Consider the following 25,973-nt stretch of genomic DNA (forward strand, 5'->3'; position numbering starts at 1 on the left):
ACAAATTTTATTTTTACCAAAAACACAAGGCGTGAAATTTTATGGGAATCAATAAATTTAGTAAAAATATCAGTGCAATTTCTGCAGCGATGGCATTAGTGTGTTCACCAATGGCATTGGCACAACAATCTTTGCTGGTTTGGGAAGATATTCAGAAGTCTTTCGGGAATGAAGAAGCGGTTGCCGCGTTTGAAAAACAGCATGATGTGAAAGTAGAAGTATTAGAAATGCCTTATGGCGGGCAAGTTGAATCGTTACGCATGGATGGCCCTGCTGGCACCGGACCTGATGTTATTTTGATTCCACACGATCAAATTGGCGGTGCGGTGATTCAAGGTTTGCTGGCCCCCATTCATTCAGAAGCGGCGGTTGTGGATAGTTTCAGCCAATCGTCAATTGATGCCTTAACCTACAATGGCACCTTATACGGTTTACCTAAATCCGTTGAAACGGTGTTTATGGTTTACAACAAAGACCTTATTGATGAATTGCCAGAAACCTTAGATGAAATTTATGACTTGTCTTTGAAATTCCGTGAGCAAGATAAATATGGCCTGCTCGCTAAGTGGGATGAAATTTACTACAGCTACGGCATCTTAAAAGGCATGGGCGGCGACGTATTTGCGAAAAACGACGACGGCTCTTACAACCCAAACAAGGTGTTATTGAACACCGATGGCGCGGTTGAAGGCGCTAAGTTCATTCAAAAGTTTTACACATCGGGCGCTTTCCCCACCGGTATTATTGGTAACAACGGCTTAAACGCTATTGATTCATTATTTACCGCCAACAAAGCAGCGATTGTACAAACTGGGCCTTGGGCCTTACAGCCTTATAAAGAAGCTGGCGTGAACTATGGCGTGGCTCCTCTGCCTAAGTTGCCTTCGGGTGAGCCAATGGGCTCGTTCATGGGGGTGAAAAGTTACAGTATCTCTACCTTCTCTAAAAACAAAGAGCTAGCACAGCAGTTTATCGAGTTTATTAACAACTTCGATAACGCTAAGCGTCGCTTTGAATTGACTGGTGAAGTACCTGCGGTAGCTGCTTTGGTGAATGACCCTGTGATTAAGAATGACCCTGGTGCACGCGCCGTTGCTTTGCAATCGGTACACGCTACCTCTATGCCTTCGATCCCAGAAATGAACGAAGTATGGGCCCTGCCAACAGTGCGCTGCAGTTAATTGCTACCGATAAGCAAGACGCTAAAGGTGCCTTAGATGCAGCAGTAGAAAGCATCAACATGCAAATTGAAGCAAACCACGCAATGATGGGTTTATAGGCGTGTAGCAGTAAGTTCGGTGAGTGATACTAGCATTAAGTGGCTGGTATCCCACTGAATGTTTTCCAAAATGGAGTTTTAAAAGATGTCTGACATGACTAAACGCCTAGAGCAAGATAGCGGCTTATATCGTTCACACCGTGTGACCGCCAGTGTGCTTGCGTTTATCCCCGGCTTTGGCCAGTTTTATAACCGGCAGTTTGTCAAAGGCGTGATTTTTCTGGTTTTGCTTGTCAGTTTCTACGGAGTGAGCCGTGATTTTATTGCTCACGGTATGTGGGGGCTCACTACTTTAGGCGAGACTCTTCCTGAAGATAATTCGGTGTTCCTATTAGCTGAAGGCATTATTGCAGGGCTAGTAATGCTGTTTGGCTTGGTTATTTATGCATTAAGCATTAACGACGCCTATAAAAACGGCAAATTGTTGGATGAAGGCCGAGAGCTTAATTCCTTACGGGTACAGTATCGCAACGTGATTAATGCCGGCTTCCCCTATTTAATGATTAGCCCCGGATTCATTTTGCTAGTGTTTGTGGTGGTATTTCCCATCATCTTTGGTTTTGCCATTGGCTTTACCAATTACAACTTATATAACTCTCCGCCAGCCAAATTGGTGGACTGGGTGGGTCTTAAAAACTTCTTCAATATTTTCCAAGTTAACCTATGGCGTAATACCTTCTTTGATGTATTGCAGTGGACCGTGGTATGGACTTTATTGGCCTCAACCTTGCAATGTACTGTGGGCGTATTGTTAGCGATTTTAGTTAACCAGAAAGACTTAAAAGGCAAGTCTCTGATCCGCACCATCTTTATTTTACCTTGGGCGGTACCTGGCTTCGTGACCATTCTGATCTTTACCGGCATGTTTAACGACAGCTTCGGGGTGATTAACAATGTCATTTTGGACTTCTTTGGTATCGAGCCCAAAGCTTGGTTAACCGATCCCTTCTGGACCAAAGTCGCCTTAATTATGATTCAGACTTGGTTGGGCTTTCCCTTTGTGTTTGCCATGACCACCGGGGTGCTGCAAGCCATTCCCAACGATCTTTACGAAGCGGCCACCATGGATGGCGCCAGTAAGTTCCAGCAGCTTAAAACCATTACGCTGCCTTTGGTATTGTATTCCATCGCTCCGATTTTGATTACCCAATACACCTTCAACTTTAATAACTTCAACATCATTTATCTGTTTAACAATGGTGGGCCAGCGGTGATCGGTAGCAATGCCGGCGGTACCGATATTTTGGTGTCGTGGATCTACAAACTCACCATGTCGTCATCACAGTACGGTATTGCTTCGGCCATCACCTTGCTGTTGTCCATTGTGGTAGTGGGCATCGCTCTATGGCAGTTCCGTATGACTAAGTCATTTAAAGAAGAGGCGCGCTAAGAATATGAGTATTAAACGCAGTAATCGTATTCGCCTAAGCCTAAGTTATGCGCTAATTGCGCTGGTAGCGGTGATTATTATTTACCCCTTGGTATGGACGGTAGGCGCGTCTTTTTACCCAGGCAATAGCATTATGGGGGAGTCTATTTTCCCCGAGAATCCGACCTTGAGCCATTACGCGACGCTGTTTGCCAATGACCGAGTGGCTTATCTAACTTGGTTTTGGAATAGCCTAAAAATTAGCTTTCTCACCATGGTGTTAACGCTAATCAGTGTGTCTTGTACCTCGTATGCCTTTTCACGGTTTCGTTTTAAAGGCAGAAAAAATGGTTTGATGCTGTTTTTGTTATTGCAGATGATCCCGCAGTTTTCGGCCTTGATTGCGATCTTTGTCTTGGCGCAGATGCTGGGCTTAATTAATAGTCACTTGGCTTTAGTCTTGGTGTACGTGGGCGGCATGATCCCAATGAATACCTATCTGATGAAGGGTTATTTAGATGCCATTCCAAAAGATTTAGACGAATCAGCAAAAATGGACGGTGCCAGCAATATTCGGATCTTTTTAGAGATTATTTTACCTATCTCTAAACCCATTATTGCGGTGGTGGCCTTGTTCTCTTTCACCGGACCACTGGGCGATTTCATTCTTGCTACCACTATTTTACGTAGCCCCGAAAACTACACACTACCAATCGGATTGTACAACTTGGTAGTGGAAAAAATGGGCGCGAGTTACACCACCTACGCGGCAGGCGCGGTACTGATTTCGATCCCGGTTGCGCTGCTTTATTTATCACTACAGAAATACTTTGTCTCCGGCTTAACCGCGGGTAGTACCAAAGGCTAATCAAAGGAAGGAACAACATGAAAACAACATTTAAGCTTGCAGTGATTGCTGCGGCTGTGGCTCTTACTGGCTGTCAGTCTGCTACTACCTTAAATAACAACGAAGACTACACCATTGTTGCCCCCAGCTTACGCGCTGACTTTATTCGCGGCATGGATATCTCAATGTTGCCGGTTATTGAAGACCTTGGCGGCAAGTACTACCAAGCAGGTAGTGAGCAAGACCTATTAAAAATTCTAAAAGATAACGGCGTTAACTCGGTTCGTGCTCGTTTATGGGTGGATCCAGCCGCAGCCAACGGCGATGCATTTGGTGGCGGTAACAGCGATTTAGCCAAGTCAATTGAGCTGGGTAAACGTGCTCAAGAAAATGGCATGAGCTTCCTATTAGATATCCATTACAGTGACTTTTGGGCCGATCCTAAGAAGCAGCAAAAACCGAAAGAGTGGGATCTACTTACCTTTGAGAACCTCACTCAAAAGGTTTACGACTATACCGCTGAAGTGATGCAAGCGCATAAGGCCGCTGGAGTCGTACCAGACATGGTGCAAGTGGGTAACGAGCTAAATGGCGGCATGTTATGGCCAGATGGAAAAAGCTGGGGCCAAGACGGTAAAGAGTTTGACCGCCTCGGTTTGCTGCTAAAAGCCGGTATCCAAGCGGTTCACGATAACGACAGCGGTAAAGATATTCAGATTATGCTGCACTTGGCCGAAGCCGGTGACAACGGTTTGTTCCGCTGGTGGTTTGATGAAATCACTAAACAGAATGTCGATTACGATGTAATTGGCATGTCTTACTACCCATGGTGGCACGGCCCCATGGATAAAGTAAAAGCCAACATGGAAGATGTTATAGCGCGCTATAACAAGCCAATTGTCTTGGTGGAAACCTCTTTCCCTTTCACCAATGAAAATGGTGATGCTTTAGGTAATGCCTACTCTGAAACCACGCCCATCGAGGGTTATGAAATTTCGGTCAACGGCCAAGCCCAATACCTCGCCGATATCATGACCTTACTTAACGAACTACCTAATCAACAAGGTTTAGGCATTTACTACTGGGAGCCAGCATGGTTACCCATTGATGGCGCTACTTGGTCCACCGAAGCGGGTATGGAATACAGCGGTGATAAGTGGGATATGGGCAACTCTTGGGAGAACCAAGCGCTATTTGATTTTGAAGGCAATGCCTTACCCTCACTAGAAGTATTTAAGGGACAGTAATGAGCAGTAAACAAGGCATTTTGCCTAAGGTAAATGGACTATTGCACGGGGCTGACTATAACCCTGAACAATGGTTGGATAGACCCGATATTCTTGAAAAAGACATCGAACTAATGAAGCAAACCCACAGCAATGTGATGTCGGTGGGGATCTTCAGCTGGGCCATGTTAGAGCCTAGCGAGGGCGAGTTTCAGTTTGACTGGTTGGACAGTGTATTAGACCGATTAGCCAACAATAACATTAATGTATTCTTGGCTACCCCAAGTGGGGCTCGCCCTGCTTGGTTATCGCAGCGCTATCCTGATGTATTGCGGGTCAATAGCGAGCGAGTTAAGCAGTTCCATGGTGAGCGCCATAATCATTGTTATAGCTCGCCTAACTACCGAGAGAAAGTTGCCATTATCAATCGCAAGCTGGCCGAGCGTTATAGCCAGCATCCCGCGGTGATTGGCTGGCATATCTCTAACGAATATGGTGGTGACTGCCACTGTGACTACTGCCAAGACGCTTTTCGCGGCTGGCTAAAAGAGAAATACGGCTCTTTAGAGGCCTTAAATAAACAGTGGTGGACTACCTTCTGGAGCCACAACTACAGCGATTGGGCACAAATTGAGTCGCCTTCGCCGATTGGGGAGAACTCAGTGCACGGGCTTAAGTTAGATTGGAAGCGTTTCTGCACCGAGCGAGTCAGTGACTTCTGTCGCCATGAAATTGCTCCGCTGAAAGAGCTTAATCCAGCGCTGCCCACCACCGCTAACTTTATGGAGTATTTTTACGACTACAACTACTGGGAGTTAGCCAAGGCGATAGACGTGATCTCCTGGGACAGCTATCCGCTGTGGCATGGTGAAGATGATGTGGCCACCGCTTGTTACATTGCGATGTACCACGACTTAATGAGAACGTTGAAGCAGCAGCCTTTCTTATTGATGGAGTCGACGCCTAGCCAAACTAATTGGCAGCCGATTACCAAGTTGAAGAAAGATGGTATGCATGTGTTGTCATCCTTGCAAGCGGTGGCACATGGTTCCGATTCGGTACAGTACTTCCAGTGGCGCAAAAGCCGCGGCTCGGTAGAGAAGTTTCATGGCGCGGTGGTGGATCACGTTGGCCATGTGAATACGCGTGTTGGTCGTGAAGTCAGCGCCGTAGGTAAGTATTTGCAACAAATTAACCAATTAGCCGGTACTCACACCCAGTCTGAAGTGGCGATTATTTTTGATTGGGAAAGTCGCTGGGCCATGGATGATGCATCTGGCCCACGTAATGAAGGGCTGCAATACGAACAAACCGTGTGTGACCATTACCGCGGCTTTTGGCAGCAGGGCATTAACTGCGACATTATCGAACAGCTATGCGACTTTAGCCCCTACAAGGTGCTGGTTGCACCCATGCTTTATCTGATTAAACCCGGCGTAGCCGAGCGTTTAGCTGCCTTTGTTGAACAAGGCGGCACACTAGTGGTGAGCTATTGGAGCGGCATTGTTGATGAGTCAGATCTGTGCTTCTTGGGGGCTTCCCTGGGGGCGAAGGCAGTCCGCTGCGCCGCACCTTGGGTATTTGGGCAGAAGAAATCGACTCACTGTATGAACACGAACGGGTGTCTTTTGTGATGGACCAAAACTCGCCCTTAGCCATTAGCGGCGAGTTTCAGGCGAAACACCTGATGGAGCATATCCATTTAGAGGGCGCCGAAGCCTTGGCGCATTACAGCTCTGATATGTTCAGCGGCCAGCCAATGCTTACTAAAAACCGCGTAGGCAAAGGTTGCGCTTATTACATAGCAGCTCGCACCGAGCTTGATTTTAACCAGCAGTTCTACCAGCAAATCGTTGAACAGCATGGCGTTAGCCGCTGGGTAGATGACTTGCCTGCTGGCCTATCAGTGACCGTACGCGAAGATGAGGCTTACCGTTATCTGTTTGCGATGAATTTCAGCCAACAGCCACAGCAAATGATTTGCCCTGCTGGAACATGGTTGAAGCTCGACAGTAGCGAGACGGTAGAGCCCTTAATTCAACTGCAAGCCTATCAGGTGAGTGTGATGCGACAAGCTAAGTAATACGGCCAAGCTAAACACTTAGCTTGGCCCCCGAAATAAATTAAGAAATGAGGCGATTTCGCTTCACGGGTAAGTGTTGCCAAAAATAACTGAGCGGTGACGCTTGCCCACAACAATAACTAGGAAAAAAACAAAAGGGATAAAACATGAAGAAGACAATACTCTCTGTAGCTATTTTAGGTTCTTTGCTATCAGCCCAAGCCTTTGCGCTTGATTTCTCAGGCTATGTTCGCTCTGGTTTGGGAGCTAGTGCGGACGGTGGTGGTACTCAAGGCGGTGATGAGTTTAATAAAACTAAGCTAGGTCGCCTGGGTAACGAGTTTGACACTTATTCAGAGATTGGCTTAGGCCAAGAATTATTTAATCAAGATGGGCGTTCAATGTACTTTGACAGTATGTTTGAAATGTCTTCTTCAGGTAATCTTGAGTCTGAAGGCACCTCTAACGACAGCGCTAACTTCGGCATTAAACAAGCGAATATACAGGCCAAAGGTTACATTACTGCACTGCCTGATGCGGTGGTATGGGCGGGTAAGCGTTTCTATCAACGTCATGACTTACATATCATCGATACCAAATACTGGAACATCTCCGGTTACGGTGTGGGCATCGAAAACATGAAGTTAAAAACCGGGGCTATTTCTGCCGCGGTGATCCGTGCGGATAATGCCTTATCGACTTGGGATGATGAAGGCAACGAAACCAGCTTTGGTGATTTAAATACTTACTACCTCGATTTACGTTACGCGGGATTTAGCCCATGGGAAGGTGCTTGGACCGAATTTGGCCTTGATTACGCCATGGTTAATCCTACCGATGATCAAGAAGCTCTGACTGAGGACTTCAAAAACGGCCTAATGCTAACCGCTGAATTAAGCCAAAGCTTTGCCATTGGCTGGAACAAAACCGCCTTACAATTCATGGACAAAGGCCTAGCGCAAAACGCCATTTCCCAAGGTGGTGGTTGGTACGACATTTGGAGTGGTGATGTAAGCGATGCCAAAGGCTACCGTTTAATCAACACCGGTGAAGTGAAGTTTGCTGATAACTTCATCTTCCACCATGTATTAACTTATGGTCGCGCTGAAGACCACGGTGATTGGTTAGACAGCGAAGAACTGTTGTCGTTTGTCGCTCGACCAACCTACCTATGGTCTGAGTTTAACAAAACCATGTTAGAGCTTGGTTACTTTAGCCAAGAGAAAACTTGGGATGGTGGCTCAGTAGAAAAATCTGGTGGCACTAAAGTGACTTTGGCACATGCCTTGGCGACTGGCGAATCGTTCTACGCTCGCCCAGAGATCCGTTTTTTTGTTACTTACGTCAAAGATAACGAGCAAGACAATACCTTCAACGGTGATAGCAACGACACCATTAACTATGGCGTACAAGTTGAAGCCTGGTGGTAAGCCAAAACACCAGAGTTTGGCCGTACTAGCTACGGCCAGTGTAATCAGCCAATGACTCTGCATTGGCTTTCCCCAGATGCCCAGTCTGGGGACTTTCCTTCTTGCTCTTAAAGCGAACTATAGTCACAGCGCAAGTTGTGGGGGCTTTAAGAGCCTTTTTATCAGGGGAACTCATGACATCACTTTCGTTAAAGAGCAAGATTATTGGTCTGTTTGTACTGTCCTTGTTGATGACGATAGTCACAGCCTACTTCAGCGTAAAAACGGTAATTGGCGACTACATCAACAGCGCCTATGAACAGCGTATGCTGAACAATGTCAGCCTCATTAGTAGTGAAATTCAGCAATCTTTGGCTCGTGATATTTCGGTTATCGAAAGCTTGGATTTTGGCATTATTGGTATTCGAGCTACCAAGCAAAAGCTGGGTTACGAGCAAGTGGTGAAGCTGATAAATAAAAAGGCCCTTAGCGACAAGGGCAGCATGAAGCCCGAGCAAGCCCAATATTACATTGACCTAGCTAAAGACCATCCTGAAGGGATTAAAGTCACCCAAACCCGTTCGGCTGAAGGGGGCGCTCAAGTGATTATATCTAAATACAAAAGCGGGGTGGTGGACTTCTTCACTATAGATTTAAGTTTGATTGGCGAACTAATAGAGCGCTACAGTATTCCTGGGGTGTACTTTGAGGTGCTGGATCAGCAAGGTCAGCCGATTTATTCCACGCTAAAGGCTAATTTAGAAGCCAAGCAAACCGACGCGATTACCGTGGCCAATTCCAGCTGGTATTTACATTCTTATATTGATCGCGCCTATACCGATGGGATTATCTCCGGTATTAACCAAGACATAACCAAATATTTAGCGCTGTGTGCCTTGGTGATGCTGTTATTTAGTTTATTTAGTTTAAAGGCGCAATTTGCTCCCTTACTTAAATTGCAGCAGTTAATGGAAAGCCTCTCAGGCAAGAACGCCGACTTAACCCAGCGCATCGTACTCAATCGTCGTGATGAAGTTGGCCAGATCTCCTATTCTATTAACCAGTTTATCGACAATCTACAAAGCCTATTTCGTAATATCTCCAGCTCTAGTCTCAGCCTTAATCAACAACGTGATGAGCTGGACAATCAAAATGCCAGCAACCTGGCGGTGGTGTCGCAATATGAAGGTCAGAGTCAAATTCTTACCGAGGCGATACAGGCGATCCGCAAATCCTCTTTAGCGATCCAAAGTCAAACCAGCGAAGCCAACCACTTAGCCGAGCAAATCGTCGCAACGGTAAGCCACGCAGTCGATAAGGGGGAGTCTGCTGAACTTAGTGTGAATCAGCTGGTGGACAAGACTCAGCAAATATCTTCTTCTATGGAAGTGATGGAGACAGTCACTCAGGGGATTAGCGGCATTTTAGATACCATTCAAAATATTGCCGACCAAACCAACTTGCTGGCCTTGAATGCCTCAATCGAAGCTGCGCGCGCCGGAGAATCAGGGCGTGGCTTTGCAGTGGTGGCCGACGAGGTGCGCAGCCTAGCCTCGAAAACCCATAGCTGCACCACCCAAATTGACCAACTATTACAGCAGTTTTCTGGCTCCTCAAAACAGATAGATAATTTAATGCAAGACACCTTGCAGAGCAGCGAGTTAAGCAAGCAAACCACCCAAGAGGTGATGTCGCAAATCCAGTTAATTAAAGGCTCGGTGGAGCAAATTGAGCAGATTAACCATCAGGTGGCGCATTCATCAGACGAGCAATGCGCCATGATGCAGGCTTTGGATGAAGAACTCCGTCAAGCCAATCAGATGACCCAGCAAATTACTGCTTGTGCGGCGGTGATTTCCAGCATTAATAGCAAGATGCAAGTGGCCTCAGAAGAGCTTAGCTCGCGGGTATTGGAGTTTAAGGTGTAATGGGGAGGCGTGGCTCTTGGCTGCGCCTCTGCTATTGCTAACCGTTGATGATTTAGCCTTTTATTGGGTGGCGGCCAGAAGTATTCAAGAATGGAGCGCCGCCAATTTATGACAGTGCAAAGCTGATAGTGGCTTCACAGCCTACGGTGGCTCGATTTTTAATTGAAAAGTGCCAATCATAGCGACGGCATAGGTCTTCTACTATCAACAAGCCTAAACCGTGACCAGCGTGATTGCTCGAGTTATTAAGGCCGGCGCCATTGTCTGTCATGGAGATGGCCTTAGCTGAAACTTCTAGGGTAATTTTACCTTGCTGCGAAGCCGCGATAGCATTTCTCAGTAAGTTTCCTAAAACCATGTTTAGTACCGCAGGCGCGGCCTTCAATTGCGGTGTTTGGTGGCAAATGAGCTCTATTTCAATGTCTTTATCTTTTGCTTGAGCGTTATTGTTGTTGATTATTGCTTCAAATTCGCTCTTCGTCACTTCTCTGAGACTGGTGTCATCTTCACTACGCTCGTAGCGTACTAGCGCTAACAGTGCATCAACCATCGTGCTCATTTGGCCGGTGGCTTCATTGATTCTCAGAATTTGACGTTGCTGAAAATCACTGGGAGTGTGGCGTTCTAAGAGTTTACTCGCGCCTTTTACTATGGTGAGCGGGGTTCTTAACTCATGGCTAGCATAGCGAGCAAAAGCTTGTTCACGTTTTAATAAACTATGAATGTCAAGTCGATCCTGATTAAGCTTATTGGCTAGTATTTGAAATTCTGCAGCGCCTCCTGTGGGTATTCTAAATATGTGCGCAGAGTTGCCGCTTTGTTCTGTTAACTGCTCGGTAAGCTGATTTAACGGTGCGATTAAGCGTTGAGATAAACGGGATAATAGCGCCCCAAAAATAATCAGCAGTCCTGCGATACTGGTAATCACGACGAGACTTGAAAACAAGATTTCATGGGGGCCAAATTCTATTTGGTTAATATCAGACACTAATATGACGGGGTGTCTATTTCCCTCTTTCTGGTAATGGCCGAAGTAGATCATGCGTGATTCAGTGTCACTGCCTACTTCACCAACAAACTCGTCTCTGCCTTTAAAGTAGCGATGATAAGCAGAAGGCACTAAGCTAATGTCGTTATAGGCTCGAGTGAGCACATCGATAGTAATTTCACCCGTTTCCCCATTAGTAAAACGCTGTATGGCTTCATTTTTATCTATTTCAATACGTCGCTCTCCTACCTTGTCTTCAGACCAATGCAGAGCCGCATAAAAGATGGTGTAGCTTGCTAAGCCCATGATGAGTGCGACGAAAGTAAAGAATATGGCCAGTTGGCTAGTGAGTGTACGAGTACTGGAAAAACCAATTTTATTCATTATTGCTTCTCTAGGCGGAAACCTATCTTGGGTACGGTAATTAACATGGATGAGGAGAATGGTTTGTCTAACTGGTTACGCAGGTTATAAATATGGCTACGTAGAATATCTGTATCAGGTTGGTTTTCTTGCCATAGCATGCTGATAATTTCGTCTCGAGTGACAACATTAGGCGCTCTACGGCAAAGCAGTTCCAAAATGGCGTAGGTAGTTGGGTTTAAGTTTAGCTTGAGTCCGTTACGGTAGGCTTGGCGGGTTTTTTGGTCTATATGTAAGTTAGCAAAATCCAGCGATGTTTCGGTTACCGTTCTTCGGTAGCGTTTAATCAGAGCGTGCAAACGGGCTTCCAATATCTCCAGATCAAAAGGCTTAGTGATATAGTCGTCGGCACCGTATTTAAAACCACTGAGCATGTCCTCGCGGTTATCAAGAGCGGTAAGCATCAGTACCGGTGTCACATTCCCTGCTTCTCTTAGTTTTTCACACACCGCTAAGCCGCTCATACGCGGTAGCATTAGGTCAAGAATAATAACGTCGAAGCTATTTTCTAAGGCGAGTTTCAAGCCTAACTCCCCGTTATCGGCGTAATCGATAACGACACCTTCGGCTTCAAAATAATCGAATAAGATCCCAACTATTTCTCTATTATCTTCAATTAATAATATTTTTTTCATAGTAACGCTCAATGACTATCGCTTACGAAGCCGATTAACTAGGTGTTTTTGGAGAGCGGCCATTCCTAATGCTTAAAAATTGGCTAGATAAATTCCCTCGATATTTCGATGCTATTTCAAGAAAGATGCTATTTCCATAAATAAGATGACTTATCGCAACCACAACACCGTGCCCCAAACGACTAACGAGCACAGCATGCTAAGTAGCACCAAGGCTGAGCCAATGTTTTTAGCTACGCCAGATAAAACATGATAGTCCATGCTGACTCGGTCAACGACCGCTTCTATCGCGGTATTAACCATTTCGGCAAATAGTACAAATACCATACTGAGTAAAATTAACAGAGTATGCATTGTTGGCAGCTCTAGCCAGAAGGCGAAAGCGGTGAGAGGAATAAACAGCATTAATTCTTGCTGAAATGCCGCTTCGTTTTTACAAATCCACTTTAAGCCATTAAAACTGTGTACAAAGGTGTGAACGATACGCGCAATACCGGTACGCCTAATGATGATTTGTTGTTGCATAATAATGAGTCCTGTAATGCTATTAGGAGATGGATTGACAGCTTTGCACAATGTCTAGTGTTGCATCGTGTACTTGCGAACTCACGCCATATAAGCCCAATAAGCTATGGAATAAGTTATCGTGTGACAGGGCACTGTTTTGAGCTTTGTTCTCTAGGCATTTCTTGTTAATGCCTTTTTGTGTCGCATATTGCTCTGGCATCCACACGAGCCAAGGCACGTGGGTTTGTTGTTTAGGGGCAATTAAGTAAGGTGTTCCGTGAAGATACATGCCACTTTCCCCAAGCGATTCACCGTGGTCTGATATGTAGGTCAACATTACGTTGTATTTTGTTGAGACACGTTGCAGCTGTTGGATAACTTGAGCGAGTACGTAGTCGGTATAAACCAATGTATTGTCGTAAACATTTACGATTTGCTCATCGCTACAGTTTTCAATGTCATTACGATTACAGGCCGGTTGAAAGGGGGCTTGGGCATCGGGGTATCGTTGCCAGTAGGTGGGGCCGTGACTACCAATGGTGTGCAAAACCAGCAATTTATCGTGTGTGCCTTGGTCTATAAATGTGTTGGCATCGTTTAACATCGCTACATCAAAGCAAGTTGAGCCATTACAGTCATCATTTTTCAACGATGAATTGATTGAGATATAGGCTAGGTTTTTAGCTACGCCTTTATCGCCTCCATCATTGTCTATCCACAATACATCTACCCCAGCGTGTTGTAGCACGTTTAACACATTATCCTGCGAGTTGGCACGACGTTTATCATAGGAGCCTCGAGTCATATTAGAGAACATGCATGGAACCGATAGCGCGGTATAGGTGCCACATGAAGACACTTGCTGAAACGCGATTAAGCCCATGTTTTTTGTATAGGGATTGGTGTCTCGTTTATAGCCGTTGTAGGCAAAGTTCATAGCTCGTGCGGTTTCACCCAGCACTACCACCATCAGGGTTGGCTTACCATTAGCAACTGCTGCTAGGTGTGCATCAGAGCCTAAAGTTTGGTATTCCAATTGGCTTTCGAAGTAGGTTCTATTCAGGTATTTTGCGCCATTAAATATGTGGGCGGGAATAATCATTTGGTTTAAATAGTGGTTGTTGCGTCCCACTGACGCATAATCTTTGTAGCAGGTTTCAGCAATTAAACCGATCCCCACCACTGCAACTAATACTAAAGCGATTCGGGAAATTAGCGCTCGTCTCCATGTGGAGTGCGGTGTGATGCGAATCCATGCTAAGAAAACACATGGTAGTAAGCCAAAGCCAAGTAGGAAAATGAGTAAGCGGACATTGAAGTAAAATGAAATTTCAGACGAGTTGGTTTCAAAAACACTTTCCATCATCGTGGTATCCAACAAAGCCTGAAAGTTCACTTCGGCGTACAGGGCTGCGGCCGAGCTAAGTATCACGAAAAACATAAATGGCTTAAAAAAGTACGGCCAAGCAAACAGAGAAAAGATAATGATGAATGCACAGGTGAGCAAGATAGGAGCCGTATAAGCAAATAAGGGGTTAGAAACATCGGCGCTCAACTGAAAAATCGTTTTGAGTATTGGATAGTTCATCACCGTACCGAAGTACACAGCACAGAATAGGATGAGTGTTGTCATATTCATTGGGATACGACGAAAAGCGAGTATTTTTGAATTCATCATCAACAGCAAATTTAATAAATAGATGGTAGAAGTTGGTTGATGCTGAGTATCGCAAGCGGCATGTAAAAAAAATGTCGATAAAAATAGGCCAAAATGGATAGCTCTATTTTTTTAATGCCTTGAATGTGAAAAACAAACCTAGTGTGAATGAAGAGCGTAGCTCACGGGAATGGGCGTGTTAGGTTTAGTGGGATGCGTGTTGGCTGCCTAGCCTCAGCGTTTATGTCATTGCTAGCCGCTGATGATTTCGTCTTGACGGCGACGTCATTAAGCTTCAACGAGTAAAGCTTAGCTAAGCAAAAAGAAAGCTCGCCCTGCATTATCTTCATCCAGTGTTCAAGCTTACCAAGCGATGCTTTGTTTCAAGCCAAGCTTTCACCTAGTTTCCAAGCGCGCCTGCGCAAACACTGCTCGGCGATAATGAAGGGATTGAAAAGCACAATCTTTGTTATCGAGAGTATGAAAGGTATTTGGCCTATTGTTTGTTGGGCTGTTTGGTATTATCAGGCCTTACCAAGTGATAAATTTGTATAACAAGCAAAAGCATCCGACGCGCACCGCGCAGTTACTTTGAGCGTTAGTTTGCCCACCGACTGTAATCATTCGGTAGGGAATTTCTGCTTCTGGTGTAGAACTCGCATTACACGAATTGCTGAGCCGTCAACCCAGTAGGAAACGATCATTGAGATTTCGGGGATAATGAGTAATCGCCCTCGAATGCCATCACGTTGAACACCCATCAGTGGTTGTTCAAGTAAATTTTCTACTTTAGCTTCAATAATATCGTCAGTTTTTTCTGCCGCGTCAGGGTTGAAGTCATAAAGAAACTCGAAGATCTTCTCACGATCATTTATCGATTCTTCTTCCCATAAAATCATTGTTGACCTCGGCTACGAATCTTGGCCTTTCGTTCAGCCATTCGTGCCTTTGCTGAGTCATGATCAATAAATGAAGCTTTTCCTGAGTCAAGCTTTTCAAATGCTAGGTTTACTTGTTCAGTTAACCAAGCGTCATGAGATAATGCTTTTCGTTGTTGCTCAGCCATTTGCTCGGTAAGCTCACGGCAAGCATCGCTAAGTGTGCGACCTTGGCTCTCTGCTAGTTGCTGAGCTAAGCGCTTAACTTCGTCATCAACACGAAATTGAATTCTAGTGTCCATGAGTAACTCCTAAATTGACGTGTGCACAAACGTTAGCACCGATGTGAGGCAAGGGCAACTAACAATGCATTTACGACGGATTCGCTGCGCTTGGCGGCTTTAGTGTAAATTCAGTTTTTCTGTTTTAAGTGGTTTGTTGAGGCATTGCTGTTTTGCTTTGAATGTTAGGCTACAAAGCTCTCACCGCGATTAAAACGCTTTTATCTCGAACAAAAATTAACTGCGAAGGGTAAACTGGCTCTAGCTCTTAAGGCCGATTTACTTGAATTTAATTCCTCTATATCATCAAGTTAAATACGCTACATGGTTAAAAATTAAGGATTTCTAGTGTCTTATAATGCCAAGCGGCCCTTAGAGGTGGCGCCGTCGATAACAGCACATTGTGAATCCGTTTTTAAGCAACTATTTATCGATGGTAGCAAGGCTGTAGACATTCAAGCGGAATACTCTAATATCGTTTTACAAGAGCTAAAGCACAATACCTATCAGTTGGATGCTGCTTTTGACATAACCAACCCTGATAACGCTTATGTTCCCTTCGCGGCCAAACTTGAGCCTTTCATCGATTCATATCAATCGGTTTTTATTCATCAAACTCAGCCAGATAAAATCCTAGACCTATTCAAACAATGTATTGGCGACCAGTATTTCAATACGGGAGTTATGCATTACTTATTGGTCGAACAATCTGATAAATCGAAAATCGACACCATAAAAATGTTGTTTGAGAGTGATAAGCCACAGGCCTTAACCAGCCCAGAATTTGCCCTAAAACCTTTTATCGATGGAAATAAACTCGAAGCATTAAACACGGCGCTCACCCACTATTTTAATCGTGTGATCGAGCAATACCGTAACGGCTACTACCTATTTAAAAGAGCGAGAACTCTTCTCGAAGCCTACCCAGAAGTTAAACCACTCTTCCAGCAACTGGGCATCAATCAAGTGAGTGTCGAGCTTATGACTTACTATCTGGCTCGCTACTATTACGATAGAAGTGAATATGATAGCGCTAATCGATTACTCGACTACTTTATGCATGTCGAGATAATTGAGACCATAGCCAGCCCTAAGCGGTGGATAAAATTTTGATTTGGATGGATAGAGTTAATATCCCCTTTATTACAGATTCAAACCAGTAAGGATGTGGTGCTTTTTGAGCTCACAAACCCCAAACTGGTATTTGATTTTATCATTTAGTTTTGTATGCGCTGTTAGTGAGGTTTTCGCCCTGACGGCTACGTCATTTTTCTTTTGCGAGAAAAGAAAAACGAAGCAAAAAGAAAGCTCGCCCTACATTATCTTCATCCTGTGTTCAAGCTTACAAAGCAATGCTTTGTTTAAAGCTAAGCTTTCACCCCACTAACAAGGGCGTTGAAGTAACTCGCTTTGCTCAAACAGACTTCAACTCTGATCCCTTGTTCACTTGCGCTACTCGGCGAAGATGAGGGGATTAAAAAGCGCAATCTTGACTATTGAGAGTGAGAAACGTTTTTACCATAAAAAGTATCGGGTGTTCTCAGGCCTTACCATTCGAAGACTTTTCTGTTCAGAAACGTATCGGATAATTTAATGCGCTTTTTCCCGTGACTTGTTAAGTTGCTTTGCTTTCTTTTTATCCCTAACCCATAAAACAGAGCCATTTGTTTTTTTCATTTCAAATAAATCAATAGCTTGAAATAGGTCACTTAATTTTTTGAAACCGTAATTTCTTTGATCAAAGGATGCATGATTAGAAATATGGGTGCCTATTGGTCCTAACATAGCCCAGCCATCATCTTCCTCTACGGCTTCAATTGCTTGTCGTAGTAAGTTGATTAGCTTGGTATCACTTTTTATAGTCTTTGTTTGCTTTTGAATTGGTACTTCTATTTCGTCGCCTTCGTCTAGATAAAGGAAGCGAGAACAACTATTTACGAAAGCCAAAGGTGCTTTGCGTTCACCAAAACCAATCACAAACTTACCATCGGCTAATGAACGAGTGACTAATGGAGTAAAATCGCAATCAGATGACACCAGACAAATAACGTCAATGCTTTTCGTATACAGTATATCCATTACATCTATTACCAATGCCATATCAGTGGCATTTTTCCCCTTAGTAAGATCAAATTGTTGGATCGGCTGTATTGCAAATTCATGAAGTACGTCTTCCCAAGGCTTTAAGTTTTGGCTTTTCCAGTTTCCATATGCCTTGCGAATATTAACTACACCATAACGAGCTAACTCGGAGAGTACTTTATCTATCTTTTTGGCAGGGGCGTTATCGGCATCAATGAATAGTGCAATTTTCTCTTTGTCTCTCACAGGGGCATCCTTGCAATTTCACAACGTATTACTTGGCTTCTCATTAAACTGAGCCTAGTTAGTTGCATAATGAGTTGCTGTGTCAATTTTTATTGAATTATGACAATAACTTACCAGTAAGGTTGGGCCATTTACAGTACTTATTGATAATAAACAAAGTGAGTTGTATTGCTGTGTTTGAGGCGCGCCTTGCCGTGCGGTTTTCAGGGAGCAGCTCGATGAGTTCGTTATAAACCCCTTCCGGTAGTTAAAAAATGAAACCAGTCTGGGCGCTTTCTTTGTTGGGCTGCTGCGGCGGCTTTTTGATAAGCGTATGGCACCTTAACATGTTGAACACTCCAAGCTCCGTTTGTCCTTTCAACAATTGCATAGTTAGCATGAGGGCTATAGGTCTCCATAGAATGAATGACGGGGTCTTCATCTGTGTAGGCGGGCAAGCTAACACTACCAGGGTTAACAATGAGCTGCCCTGTGCTGGTGAATACTGTTCTCGGTGTATGTGTGTGACCGCAAATAACCACTTCCGATGATTGGCCATCAAGCAGCTGCAATATCTCTGCATCAGTTCTCACGCTTGCTCTGCCACTGACAACATTTTCGAGTAAATAAACCAAGTCATCGCGAGGAGAGCCATGGCATAAAAAAACATCCTTAGTGAGTTGATAACTGAAAGGCAAAGCTTTCATCCATTGAAGAGGGGCATTTCCTAGATCTTCTACAATGAATTGCATGGTTGGATTTGATGCTATTTCTTGCGAGGAGGCTTCATAAATTTGTCGGTCTTGATTGCCTCTGAGCGTAACTATCGAGTGTTCTCTTAACAGCTCGTAAGTCGCCTTAGGCGCAATAGGGCCATATAGAATATCTCCAAGGTTAACTATTACATCAAGCTTACGTTTATGAATGTCTTCTAGAACCGCTTCAAGCGCATACACATTGCTGTGGATGTCTGAGATTGCCGCTATTTGCACAAATCCTCCTTGGATGTATCTAGCTAGCAGCAGGGGCGACTAAATAGTGTATGTTTAGTCGCCTGCCACCAAGGCGGGTAGTGGTGGTGATGTTTCGCAGAACTTACACCCAAACATCATTTTCGGCAGTTAGCTCACCACCCGACTTACCTGTATTAACCACCCCTTGGGTTCGACAAGCATAATTTTACATTCACTGGTAGCGACGGGTTTATGTTCAACTCCTTTAGGAATGACAAACATTTCGCCCGCATTGAGAGTCACCACACCGTCACGAAATTCGATATTAAGAGTGCCTTCAATAACGATGAACACCTCATCTGTATCGGGGTGGTCATGCCAAACAAACTCACCTTCAACTTTTGCTAGCTTAAATTGATAGTTATTCATCTCCGCAATCACTCGTGGAGACCAGTGTTCAGTAAATTTGGAGAACTTATCTTTAAAATTTATAGCTTTATACTTCATTTTTACTCCATAGATTGAGCTGAGCTGGTGGGCAGCTGCATTGTTCCTGTAATAACCGTTACTGCCGACCCGATTAGTTTGGTACGTCCATTGGCTAAGAGTTTGGTAGTGATATAGCCACCACGGGCCGACGCTTGAAACCCCTTTAGTTGAGTTTTGGCTAACTTTTTCGACCAATAAACGCTTAAAGCACAATGCGCAGAACCTGTCACAGGGTCTTCATTTACACCAACCCAAGGGGCAAAGTACCTCGAAATAAAGTCTAAATCATCACTTGGCGAACGCGTTGTAAGCACAACGCCACGACCATTAAGTTGTTTTAAAGCCTCAAAGTTTGGTTGAAGATTAAGTAAGGTTTTTTCGCTATTCAATTCGATTAACACTTTCGAGTCGAAGTGAGCATAAGAAATGACTTCACTCTTCTGAATGCCCAGATACTCCAATAACTGAGGTGACGGAGTTGGGTTTAAGTCGATTACTGGTGATGGGAAGTCAAGCTCGATGGTGTTTGTATTTACGAGGGCGGTTAAGGTTCCAGAGAGGGTTTCAAAATTAACTTTATCGCCTTTGTTAAGCTGTCCTCTTTCTTTGAGCACATGCGCCACGGCAAGCGTGCCATGGCCACACAAACTTACTTCGGTGGTTGGTGTGAACCATCTTAATCTCATATCTGAAAGCGATAAAAAGGCCGTTTCAGATAGCGCCATTTCTTCAGCAATTGCCAGCATTAAGTTTTCACTGAGGCCATGTTTGCTTATACACACCCCAGCAGGATTTCCTTTGAATGCCTCAGTGGTAAATGAATCAACTTGATAAATATCTAAGTGCATTGAAATTCTCTAATGAACGACGTTGGATCACTTTACCTTAGGGGATGAACAACACAACCGCCTTAGCTAAGTAATTGTGCGAAATACTAAAGCCAATTCAAACCGAAAAATCTAGGCCTTGATTAAGCCTCTTAGGTGCTTTGTGGCTTTTGTTCTAAGCACTGCTAACCTAACACACTTATTTGACCCAATTATTATATTGGCCATTGTTGTAAGGTGCCCTTCTTAACCCAGCCTATTGCTGAAATTGTCGCTTAACGGTTAATGGCATCGTGCGGGGTTTATCTGACCAGCTAGTTAAGCCAAGCCTTGCTATGTTGTTATTGTCCAATCAAAACAAAACCCATAAAGGGATGGCTAACGCAGCAATTGCTTTAGCTCAGCATTCTTTATCGCAGCTAGTTGTTGTTCTCGCGGCTGGGTAGGCTTTGCGCTTAATTTCCTACCATATACTGATAAGCTGTTAGGTTTCGATTAAAAAAGCCAAAGCATCAGAAGATTTTGTAGGCAGAAATTCAGTCACTTCGTAGCTGGCCAGCTTTTCGCGCTGAAAGGGATCTTGGGCCAGTATTTGCTCTAATTTCACTCTGTCTTTTACGCTTGCCAAAATGACCCCGCCGCTACGTGGTTGTTTGCGGCCAGAAAGTAGAAAATGACCTAAGCGGTATTGCTCATCAAGGAATGCAACATGCTCAGAGATAAAGCCATCAACTTCTTCTAGTGGCTTAATGTAGTTTAGAGAAACAATAAACAAAATAGCTCCTTAACTTGGCTATGTTATAGGTTTTCAACTTTTTCAAACTGACCAAAGAAGTAAGCGCCGCTAAAACCTGCAGCAAAAAGAGCCCACCCCACCCAACGCAGGTTTTCACCATCGAGAAGGGCGTGGCCAGTAATGAGTTCGCTAAGTAGCGAAATGAACGAGGGTAATAGCAGCAATAAAAACCACTTGGATTGACCACCCAGCTTAACTGCGCCTGCACAATAGGGGCAAACGAGAACGTTTCGCGAAAATTGAAACCATTTAGGTTTGGGAAGAGCGGGTCGACGACCAAGTTGGTTCAAGCCTATAGCTTCACTGCACCAGGGGCATTGCTTACGCATCACATATTTATCCTAGATGTATTACCTGCTACTAATTAGCAATATTGGTAAGGCTTGAGCATACCTGCCACTTTTTTATGCTAAAAGGCTCACTAATCTTCAATTGTTTTCGTTCCGCATTTTTCACATATAAGGTGCCTAGAAAACTCATCTGCTGAGGCGATAAATGGGCCAAGAAACCATCCTTTAATAATACCGGCAATAAATTCCTTTCTTTTACGGTGCTTAGTGTTTTCAAAAGGACTTGGTTTTCTGACTAATACTAAAATATGAGAAGTTCTTTCCTTGCAGGATTTGCAAAAACAGATTTCTGTCTGATTTGACATTAAATTTCCTTTTTGAATGCTAACGCCTGGATGTGTGGTGGCTTTGTTGCGAGGCATGAGCGGAAAAACCGTCCAAGCGATGCAGTAGCAGAGGCAAGATGCGCTTTAAGAACATGATACCCAACGAATACATTGGGCAGATCCATGGGTAAATCGTCCCTGAAGAATGCTACAGCCTTACCACTATTGAAGGATGACTCAGCTGCTGGAAGTGTTAAATATCTACAACTCATATTCGACCTAGAGCATATAAGCGCATATTCCTGTGCTTTTCATTAAGCCCAGTCTTGCAAGCGTTAATATGAGTTAGCACGTGGGTTTTATTCAATACTGGCAATAACTTACCAGTAAATGCAGAAGTGGTATAGCGCTTATTAATAAAAAACAAATCTAGAGCGGATTTAGCGCGCTAAGGCTTGGTGCAGTTTTTTCAAATAAATAAAAAAGTCAATTTTTTTATTGGCTTAGGTTAGGTGTGGTGAAGCTGTTCTGCGTTTTCGGCTAGCGTTGCCGCTAGCCTCCACTTAAGGCGCTGTCTGGGCGACTTTCAGCAACTTCTCGGTGACTGCGGCTAGTCCGACTTTGGGGGCATTTTGCAGGCTGTACCACAGCTCTTGCTCGTTCTCTCTTACTGCCGAATTAGGTGCCTCGCTTAATTCAATCAACGAGGGTTGAATATCTAAATGATAGTGGCTAAAGGTATGGCGCAGTGGTGCTAGCTCGTAAATAGCATCGTAACTCAGCTGCTGCTGTTCTAACCATTGGCTAATGCTGTCTTCTGGGGTGATTTCTGGAAAACAATATAGGCCGCCCCATAGCCCTTGCATTGGCCGTTGCACCAATAACTGTGGTCAAGATGTAAGTAGCCTCGAAAGAACTTAGTTCGCGGGTATTGGAGCTTAAGGTGTAGTGGTGGAGGGGCGTGGTGTTCGGCTGCGCCTGATAGCTATTTATTTGATTTTTAAATATTTAGTTTTGTATTGCGCTGTTGGTCAAGGTTTCGCCTTGACGGCGACGTCATTAAGCTTTGACGAGCAAAGAATAACGAAGCAAAAAGAAAGCTCGCCCTGCATTATCTTTATCCTGTGTTCAAGCTTACAAAGCGATGCTTTGTTTAAAGCTAAGCTTTCACCCCATTAACAAGGGCGTTGAAGTAACTCGCTTCGCTTAAACAGACTTCAACTTTGCTCCCTTTGTAGTGGTCAAGTAAAACTGGCCACGGTTTTATAGTTTTTCCAGTACAACTCTTCAGCCTGATTCGGTGGCAACATCTTGTTGTGCTGATGTGGCCTGACTTGGCTGAAATACCCTACGATATAATCCGTTATGGCGTGCTTGGCTTCTAAAAAAGTTCGGTAGCCTAGCTCTGGCATCCATTCTGTCTTCAAACTTCTAAAGAAACGCTCCATCGGCGCATTATCCCAACAATTACCACGGCGACTCATGCTCTGTTTGATTTGATATCGCCATAGCAACTGTCGATATTTAACACTCGTATATTGGCTGCCTTGGTCTGAGTGAAACATTAGTCCTTGAGGCTTACTCTCAGTTCATAAGCCATCATCAGCGCCTTGCTAATAAGTTTACTGTCAGGGCTCAAAGACATTGCCCAACCAACAGGTTTCCTTGCATATAAATCCAGTACAACCGCTAAATAAGCCCAACGATTCCCAGTCCAGACATACGTGATATCACCACACCAAACTTGGTTAGGCGCATCCACCGTAAACTGGCGAGCAAGAACATTGGGTGCAACAGGATGCTCGTGTGTCGCTCGTTTATAGCGATGCTTTGGTTGTTGGCAGCTAAACAACGCAAGTTCACGCATCAAGTTGCTAGCGACATAACGGCTTAAGGGTGTACCTGTTTGCGTAACCATTGCTGCAATAGTGCGAGCTCCCGCAGAACCTTCACTCACTTCAAATGCTTCTCGAACTTTCTCTTTAAGCACAATGCGATTCGGTGTTTCGCCGACCGCTTCATCACGCCAATATTTGTAACTACTTCGATGAACACTGAATAGCTGACATAAATGATTAGCGGGAAAGCTCTCTTGAAGCCGATGAATTAACGCAAACCTTTCAGCTCGTCCGACATCAAGAGAGCGGAAGCCTTTTTTAAAATGTCTTTTTCCATTTCAAGGCGTTTGACCTGCTTTTCTAGCTCACGAATACGGCGTTGCTCATCCGTCATGGGTGTCGCCTTAGGTGATTCACCACGGCGCTCTGAGCGAAGTTGTCGCACCCATTTATCCATCGTTGAGTTACCCACGCCCATGGCTTCAGCGGCCTCACGAACGCTGTAATTTTGGTCTACAACAAGCTGGGCAGCTTCTAGGCGAAATTCGGGGCTAAAGTTAGGTCTTCTTGGTTTTGTCATTAGTTCACCTGTTTTGTCTCTGAGGTGAGTCTATCACCTCTAATCAGGTGGCCAAATTCACTATGCCACTACACTTGTTCATTTGCGCTACTCGGCGAAGATGATGGGATTAAAAAGCGCAATCTGAGTATCGAGAGTGTTATAGGTATTTGCTCCATTGTTTGTTAGGCAGTTAGTCCAATAACACCTTAAACATCCGCCTTCACCCTTCACAAAACTGAACTTTTAGGGCTTGCGCACTTTTTCACTGTGATTATACACAGCCCCAAAATTTCTCAAGCTGCTTTTCTCAAAATGGTCTATAAAATTTGAACACTGTCTATTGATAAAATTAAAAGAAAACATCAAAGTAGACAATAAGTTAAAGATAGAGCATGAACAGCCTAGCGACCTGCCGCTAGGTCACACTTTCTGTGATAGGAAGCCTGCTCATTGAATGGGATAGGAAGCACGTGCTTCCTACTTAGCGTTAGCACCCTCACAATAACCAGGCTACGCAAAAACAATAAGAGAAAGGAAATACAATGGGTAAACAACTACTAGAAGAGATCGAAAACTGGAAGTTGGAAGCTAAACTAGAAGATAGCAAGAGATATTTTTATCATACTCGTGTGGTTGGTCGACTTCTTAAGGGAAATAAGTCCTATGTCATAGGCCGAAAAGGGACTGGCAAAACTGCTATAAGCGAGCATTTGGTTTCAATAGGCGAAGAGAACTACTTTGCTCAAAAGTTAACCTTCAAAAATTTCCCATTTAATATTCTTTATGAGCTTACAGATTCTGGTTACACCGAGCCGAATCAATATATTACTTTATGGAAGTATTTAATTTATTCCACTATAGGTCAAATGCTTTCTAAAAATCCGAAGGTAGACCTTGAATCAAGGCAAACTCTGGGTAAATTATTCGACCAAGATATAACAAATGCTCTACCGGGCGCAGTTGAACAGTGGACTGGATTTAAGTTTGATATAAAGGTACTCGGTACAGGAGTTGGTGTTGGTACGGATAAAAAGTCTGTAGACAATGCTGATCCCAATATTGGGAAAAGAGTAGAGATCTTAGAAAAATATATCGAAGGTAAACTAGGAGATGGAGCTTATGTCATCTTATTTGATGAACTAGATGAAGACTATAAAGATATTATTGATAGAGAAAAATATAGGAAGTACACAGACCTTTTAACTAGTTTGTTTAAAGCTGTTCAGGATGTGCGAGCGAGATTTTCAAAACATAAACTATATCCTATCGTATTTTTGCGTGATGATATTTATGACATCCTACAAGACCCGGATAAAACAAAGTGGACTGATTTCAAATACGAATTAGACTGGAATAGACAAAATCTTCAGAATCTCTTGGCATTCCGCATATGCAGAGCCATGCCTAACAATGATCGTGATGACCGCCCTTTCAATCAAGTCTGGGGTGGGGTTTTTGAAGGTGGAGAGGTTAAATATGGCCACAAAGACTCTAGACGAATTTCAGTTTTCGATTACATAACAAAAAATACTCAAAACCGTCCAAGGGATTATGTGCGCTATATGCAGATATGCGCTGATAGCGCATTAGAGAAAGGGTTGCATAAGGTCAATCCCAGAATTGTGAAATCTGAAGCAAAAGCTTTTTCCAACTATCTAAAGAGCGAGATGGAAGATGAGATACACGGTGTATTTCCTGAGATAAAGCAAATACTAAACCTGTTCACAAAACTCAGAAAACAAGAGATGAAGGTGCAGGAGTTTAGGGCTTTGTACGAGTCTGAAGTTAAAGAGGGAAATCTACCAAAAAGAGATTATCAATTTGTTCTTGAAATGCTGTTTATGTTTAGTGTTATTGGAAATGTTACCAAACAAAAGAATCATTTCATATTCAAATATCAAAATAAAGAAGCAAGGCTGAACATGAAGGAAAACATATGCGTACATCGAGGTCTCTTCAAGGCTCTTCAGATATTGTAGTGCTAACAAGCGCCTGCAATCGGACAGCCAAAACTGTCACTCAAATTGCTTTCGCAATATTAATTGCCTGTTTTAACTGCCGTTGAGGCGGGCGTTGTGAATCCAGCAAACTTTGGT

General features: G+C 43.9%; 25 protein-coding genes and 2 pseudogenes. 12 read left to right on the forward strand and 15 right to left on the reverse strand.

What is annotated here, in order from left to right; all coding sequences use genetic code 11:
* Positions 1-41 precede the first annotated feature (41 nt).
* The 9 genes and pseudogenes from AR383_RS17745 (at position 42) to AR383_RS17775 (ending at position 10,120) form a co-directional block, all read left to right on the forward strand.
* Positions 42-1,181, forward strand: a complete 1,140-nt coding sequence (locus AR383_RS17745) for an extracellular solute-binding protein (protein WP_198150168.1) — start codon at positions 42-44, stop codon at positions 1,179-1,181.
* On the forward strand, positions 1,151-1,279 hold the full coding sequence (locus tag AR383_RS22490; protein ID WP_257720928.1) for a hypothetical protein: 129 nt from the start codon (positions 1,151-1,153) through the stop codon (positions 1,277-1,279). Before AR383_RS17745 ends, AR383_RS22490 begins: the two co-directional genes overlap by 31 nt.
* Positions 1,280-1,364: 85 nt before the next feature.
* Positions 1,365-2,669, forward strand: a complete 1,305-nt coding sequence (locus AR383_RS17750; protein WP_269465141.1) for a sugar ABC transporter permease — start codon at positions 1,365-1,367, stop codon at positions 2,667-2,669.
* Between the two features lie 4 nt (positions 2,670-2,673).
* The gene (locus AR383_RS17755) at positions 2,674-3,516 is read left to right on the forward strand and encodes a sugar ABC transporter permease (RefSeq protein ID WP_055734341.1); all 843 of its coding nucleotides are present in this window, start codon (positions 2,674-2,676) and stop codon (positions 3,514-3,516) included.
* 17 nt (positions 3,517-3,533) lie between these two features.
* The gene (locus AR383_RS17760) at positions 3,534-4,742 is read left to right on the forward strand and encodes a glycoside hydrolase family 53 protein (RefSeq protein WP_055734342.1); all 1,209 of its coding nucleotides are present in this window, start codon (positions 3,534-3,536) and stop codon (positions 4,740-4,742) included.
* Positions 4,742-6,531: pseudogene (locus AR383_RS17765) on the forward strand (beta-galactosidase); the annotation flags it as partial. The gene AR383_RS17760 and the pseudogene AR383_RS17765, both read left to right, overlap by 1 nt.
* A 96-nt stretch (positions 6,532-6,627) precedes the next feature.
* The gene (locus tag AR383_RS22240; protein WP_232304811.1) at positions 6,628-6,804 is read left to right on the forward strand and encodes a Beta-galactosidase C-terminal domain; all 177 of its coding nucleotides are present in this window, start codon (positions 6,628-6,630) and stop codon (positions 6,802-6,804) included.
* Positions 6,805-6,950: 146 nt separating this feature from the next.
* Entirely contained in the window at positions 6,951-8,213 is a 1,263-nt protein-coding gene (locus AR383_RS17770; RefSeq protein ID WP_055734343.1) for a maltoporin, read from the forward strand.
* A 173-nt stretch (positions 8,214-8,386) separates the two neighbouring features.
* Positions 8,387-10,120, forward strand: a complete 1,734-nt coding sequence (locus AR383_RS17775; protein WP_083481675.1) for a methyl-accepting chemotaxis protein — start codon at positions 8,387-8,389, stop codon at positions 10,118-10,120.
* Between the two features lie 106 nt (positions 10,121-10,226).
* Here AR383_RS17775 and AR383_RS17780 read toward each other — a convergent pair whose 3' ends face one another.
* The 6 genes from AR383_RS17780 to AR383_RS17805 all read right to left on the reverse strand — a co-directional run bounded on the left by AR383_RS17780 (position 10,227) and on the right by AR383_RS17805 (position 15,510).
* Positions 10,227-11,492, reverse strand: coding sequence for a sensor histidine kinase (locus AR383_RS17780; protein ID WP_055734345.1), 1,266 nt, complete (start codon positions 11,490-11,492; stop codon positions 10,227-10,229).
* Positions 11,492-12,166 (reverse strand): response regulator transcription factor, encoded by a 675-nt coding sequence (locus tag AR383_RS17785; RefSeq protein WP_055734346.1) that lies wholly within the window; start codon positions 12,164-12,166, stop codon positions 11,492-11,494. Before AR383_RS17785 ends, AR383_RS17780 begins: the two co-directional genes overlap by 1 nt.
* A gap of 150 nt (positions 12,167-12,316) precedes the next feature.
* A complete protein-coding gene (locus AR383_RS17790; RefSeq protein WP_055734347.1) occupies positions 12,317-12,691 on the reverse strand; it encodes a diacylglycerol kinase in 375 nt (124 codons plus the stop codon).
* 22 nt (positions 12,692-12,713) lie between these two features.
* Positions 12,714-14,351 (reverse strand): phosphoethanolamine transferase, encoded by a 1,638-nt coding sequence (locus AR383_RS17795; protein ID WP_229711155.1) that lies wholly within the window; start codon positions 14,349-14,351, stop codon positions 12,714-12,716.
* Between the two features lie 599 nt (positions 14,352-14,950).
* Entirely contained in the window at positions 14,951-15,229 is a 279-nt protein-coding gene (locus tag AR383_RS17800; protein ID WP_055734349.1) for a type II toxin-antitoxin system RelE/ParE family toxin, read from the reverse strand.
* Positions 15,226-15,510, reverse strand: coding sequence for a type II toxin-antitoxin system RelB/DinJ family antitoxin (locus tag AR383_RS17805; protein ID WP_055734350.1), 285 nt, complete (start codon positions 15,508-15,510; stop codon positions 15,226-15,228). The genes AR383_RS17800 and AR383_RS17805 overlap by 4 nt, the downstream gene beginning before the upstream one ends.
* A 327-nt stretch (positions 15,511-15,837) precedes the next feature.
* Here AR383_RS17805 and AR383_RS17810 point away from each other — a divergent pair, with 327 nt between their 5' ends.
* Complete coding sequence (locus AR383_RS17810) at positions 15,838-16,602, forward strand: hypothetical protein (RefSeq protein WP_055734351.1); 765 nt, start codon at positions 15,838-15,840, stop codon at positions 16,600-16,602.
* A 477-nt stretch (positions 16,603-17,079) separates the two neighbouring features.
* Here AR383_RS17810 and AR383_RS17815 read toward each other — a convergent pair whose 3' ends face one another.
* From AR383_RS17815 to AR383_RS17845, 8 genes are all read right to left on the reverse strand, one after another.
* Positions 17,080-17,817, reverse strand: coding sequence for an NYN domain-containing protein (locus AR383_RS17815; RefSeq protein ID WP_055734352.1), 738 nt, complete (start codon positions 17,815-17,817; stop codon positions 17,080-17,082).
* 227 nt (positions 17,818-18,044) lie between these two features.
* Positions 18,045-18,788 carry a metallophosphoesterase family protein gene (locus AR383_RS17820; protein WP_055734353.1) on the reverse strand — a complete coding sequence of 248 codons (744 nt, stop codon included), beginning with the start codon at positions 18,786-18,788 and terminating at the stop codon, positions 18,045-18,047.
* 129 nt (positions 18,789-18,917) lie between these two features.
* Positions 18,918-19,256: a cupin domain-containing protein gene (locus tag AR383_RS17825; protein WP_470207129.1), complete on the reverse strand. Its 339-nt coding sequence runs from the start codon at positions 19,254-19,256 to the stop codon at positions 18,918-18,920.
* A 2-nt stretch (positions 19,257-19,258) separates the two neighbouring features.
* A complete protein-coding gene (locus AR383_RS17830; protein ID WP_055734354.1) occupies positions 19,259-20,086 on the reverse strand; it encodes a PhzF family phenazine biosynthesis protein in 828 nt (275 codons plus the stop codon).
* 463 nt (positions 20,087-20,549) lie between these two features.
* Positions 20,550-20,840, reverse strand: coding sequence for a YciI family protein (locus AR383_RS17835; RefSeq protein WP_055734355.1), 291 nt, complete (start codon positions 20,838-20,840; stop codon positions 20,550-20,552).
* Positions 20,841-20,863: 23 nt separating this feature from the next.
* The gene (locus AR383_RS17840; RefSeq protein WP_157051786.1) at positions 20,864-21,193 is read right to left on the reverse strand and encodes a hypothetical protein; all 330 of its coding nucleotides are present in this window, start codon (positions 21,191-21,193) and stop codon (positions 20,864-20,866) included.
* A gap of 89 nt (positions 21,194-21,282) precedes the next feature.
* Complete coding sequence (locus tag AR383_RS21410; protein WP_083481676.1) at positions 21,283-21,516, reverse strand: hypothetical protein; 234 nt, start codon at positions 21,514-21,516, stop codon at positions 21,283-21,285.
* Between the two features lie 524 nt (positions 21,517-22,040).
* Positions 22,041-22,355 (reverse strand): NUDIX domain-containing protein, encoded by a 315-nt coding sequence (locus AR383_RS17845; protein ID WP_257720929.1) that lies wholly within the window; start codon positions 22,353-22,355, stop codon positions 22,041-22,043.
* 73 nt (positions 22,356-22,428) lie between these two features.
* Between AR383_RS17845 and AR383_RS17850 the strand changes: the two genes are divergently transcribed.
* A complete protein-coding gene (locus tag AR383_RS17850) occupies positions 22,429-22,656 on the forward strand; it encodes a hypothetical protein (RefSeq protein ID WP_055734358.1) in 228 nt (75 codons plus the stop codon).
* 62 nt (positions 22,657-22,718) lie between these two features.
* Here AR383_RS17850 and AR383_RS17855 read toward each other — a convergent pair.
* A pseudogene (locus AR383_RS17855) lies at positions 22,719-23,895 on the reverse strand (IS3 family transposase).
* A gap of 524 nt (positions 23,896-24,419) precedes the next feature.
* On the opposite strand from AR383_RS17855, the gene AR383_RS17865 reads away from it, so the two are divergent.
* Positions 24,420-25,856: a P-loop ATPase, Sll1717 family gene (locus tag AR383_RS17865; protein WP_055734359.1), complete on the forward strand. Its 1,437-nt coding sequence runs from the start codon at positions 24,420-24,422 to the stop codon at positions 25,854-25,856.
* Positions 25,857-25,973 lie beyond the last annotated feature (117 nt).

The organism is Agarivorans gilvus, assembly GCF_001420915.1.
Classification (GTDB): domain Bacteria; phylum Pseudomonadota; class Gammaproteobacteria; order Enterobacterales; family Celerinatantimonadaceae; genus Agarivorans; species Agarivorans gilvus.

What these genes read in the sequence shown, in the direction of transcription:
- AR383_RS17745 (WP_198150168.1), top strand. Translation starts at nt 42, where the DNA reads ATGGGAATCAATAAATTTAGTAAAAATATCAGTGCAATTTCTGCAGCG.
- AR383_RS22490 (WP_257720928.1), top strand. Translation starts at nt 1,151, where the DNA reads ATGGGCCCTGCCAACAGTGCGCTGCAGTTAATTGCTACCGATAAGCAA.
- AR383_RS17750 (WP_269465141.1), top strand. Translation starts at nt 1,365, where the DNA reads ATGTCTGACATGACTAAACGCCTAGAGCAAGATAGCGGCTTATATCGT.
- AR383_RS17755 (WP_055734341.1), top strand. Translation starts at nt 2,674, where the DNA reads ATGAGTATTAAACGCAGTAATCGTATTCGCCTAAGCCTAAGTTATGCG.
- AR383_RS17760 (WP_055734342.1), top strand. Translation starts at nt 3,534, where the DNA reads ATGAAAACAACATTTAAGCTTGCAGTGATTGCTGCGGCTGTGGCTCTT.
- AR383_RS17770 (WP_055734343.1), top strand. Translation starts at nt 6,951, where the DNA reads ATGAAGAAGACAATACTCTCTGTAGCTATTTTAGGTTCTTTGCTATCA.
- AR383_RS17775 (WP_083481675.1), top strand. Translation starts at nt 8,387, where the DNA reads ATGACATCACTTTCGTTAAAGAGCAAGATTATTGGTCTGTTTGTACTG.
- AR383_RS17780 (WP_055734345.1), bottom strand. Translation starts at nt 11,492, where the DNA reads ATGAATAAAATTGGTTTTTCCAGTACTCGTACACTCACTAGCCAACTG.
- AR383_RS17785 (WP_055734346.1), bottom strand. Translation starts at nt 12,166, where the DNA reads ATGAAAAAAATATTATTAATTGAAGATAATAGAGAAATAGTTGGGATC.
- AR383_RS17790 (WP_055734347.1), bottom strand. Translation starts at nt 12,691, where the DNA reads ATGCAACAACAAATCATCATTAGGCGTACCGGTATTGCGCGTATCGTT.
- AR383_RS17795 (WP_229711155.1), bottom strand. Translation starts at nt 14,351, where the DNA reads ATGATGAATTCAAAAATACTCGCTTTTCGTCGTATCCCAATGAATATG.
- AR383_RS17800 (WP_055734349.1), bottom strand. Translation starts at nt 15,229, where the DNA reads ATGATTTTATGGGAAGAAGAATCGATAAATGATCGTGAGAAGATCTTC.
- AR383_RS17805 (WP_055734350.1), bottom strand. Translation starts at nt 15,510, where the DNA reads ATGGACACTAGAATTCAATTTCGTGTTGATGACGAAGTTAAGCGCTTA.
- AR383_RS17825 (WP_470207129.1), bottom strand. Translation starts at nt 19,256, where the DNA reads ATGAAGTATAAAGCTATAAATTTTAAAGATAAGTTCTCCAAATTTACT.
- AR383_RS17830 (WP_055734354.1), bottom strand. Translation starts at nt 20,086, where the DNA reads ATGCACTTAGATATTTATCAAGTTGATTCATTTACCACTGAGGCATTC.
- AR383_RS21410 (WP_083481676.1), bottom strand. Translation starts at nt 21,516, where the DNA reads ATGTCAAATCAGACAGAAATCTGTTTTTGCAAATCCTGCAAGGAAAGA.
- AR383_RS17865 (WP_055734359.1), top strand. Translation starts at nt 24,420, where the DNA reads ATGGGTAAACAACTACTAGAAGAGATCGAAAACTGGAAGTTGGAAGCT.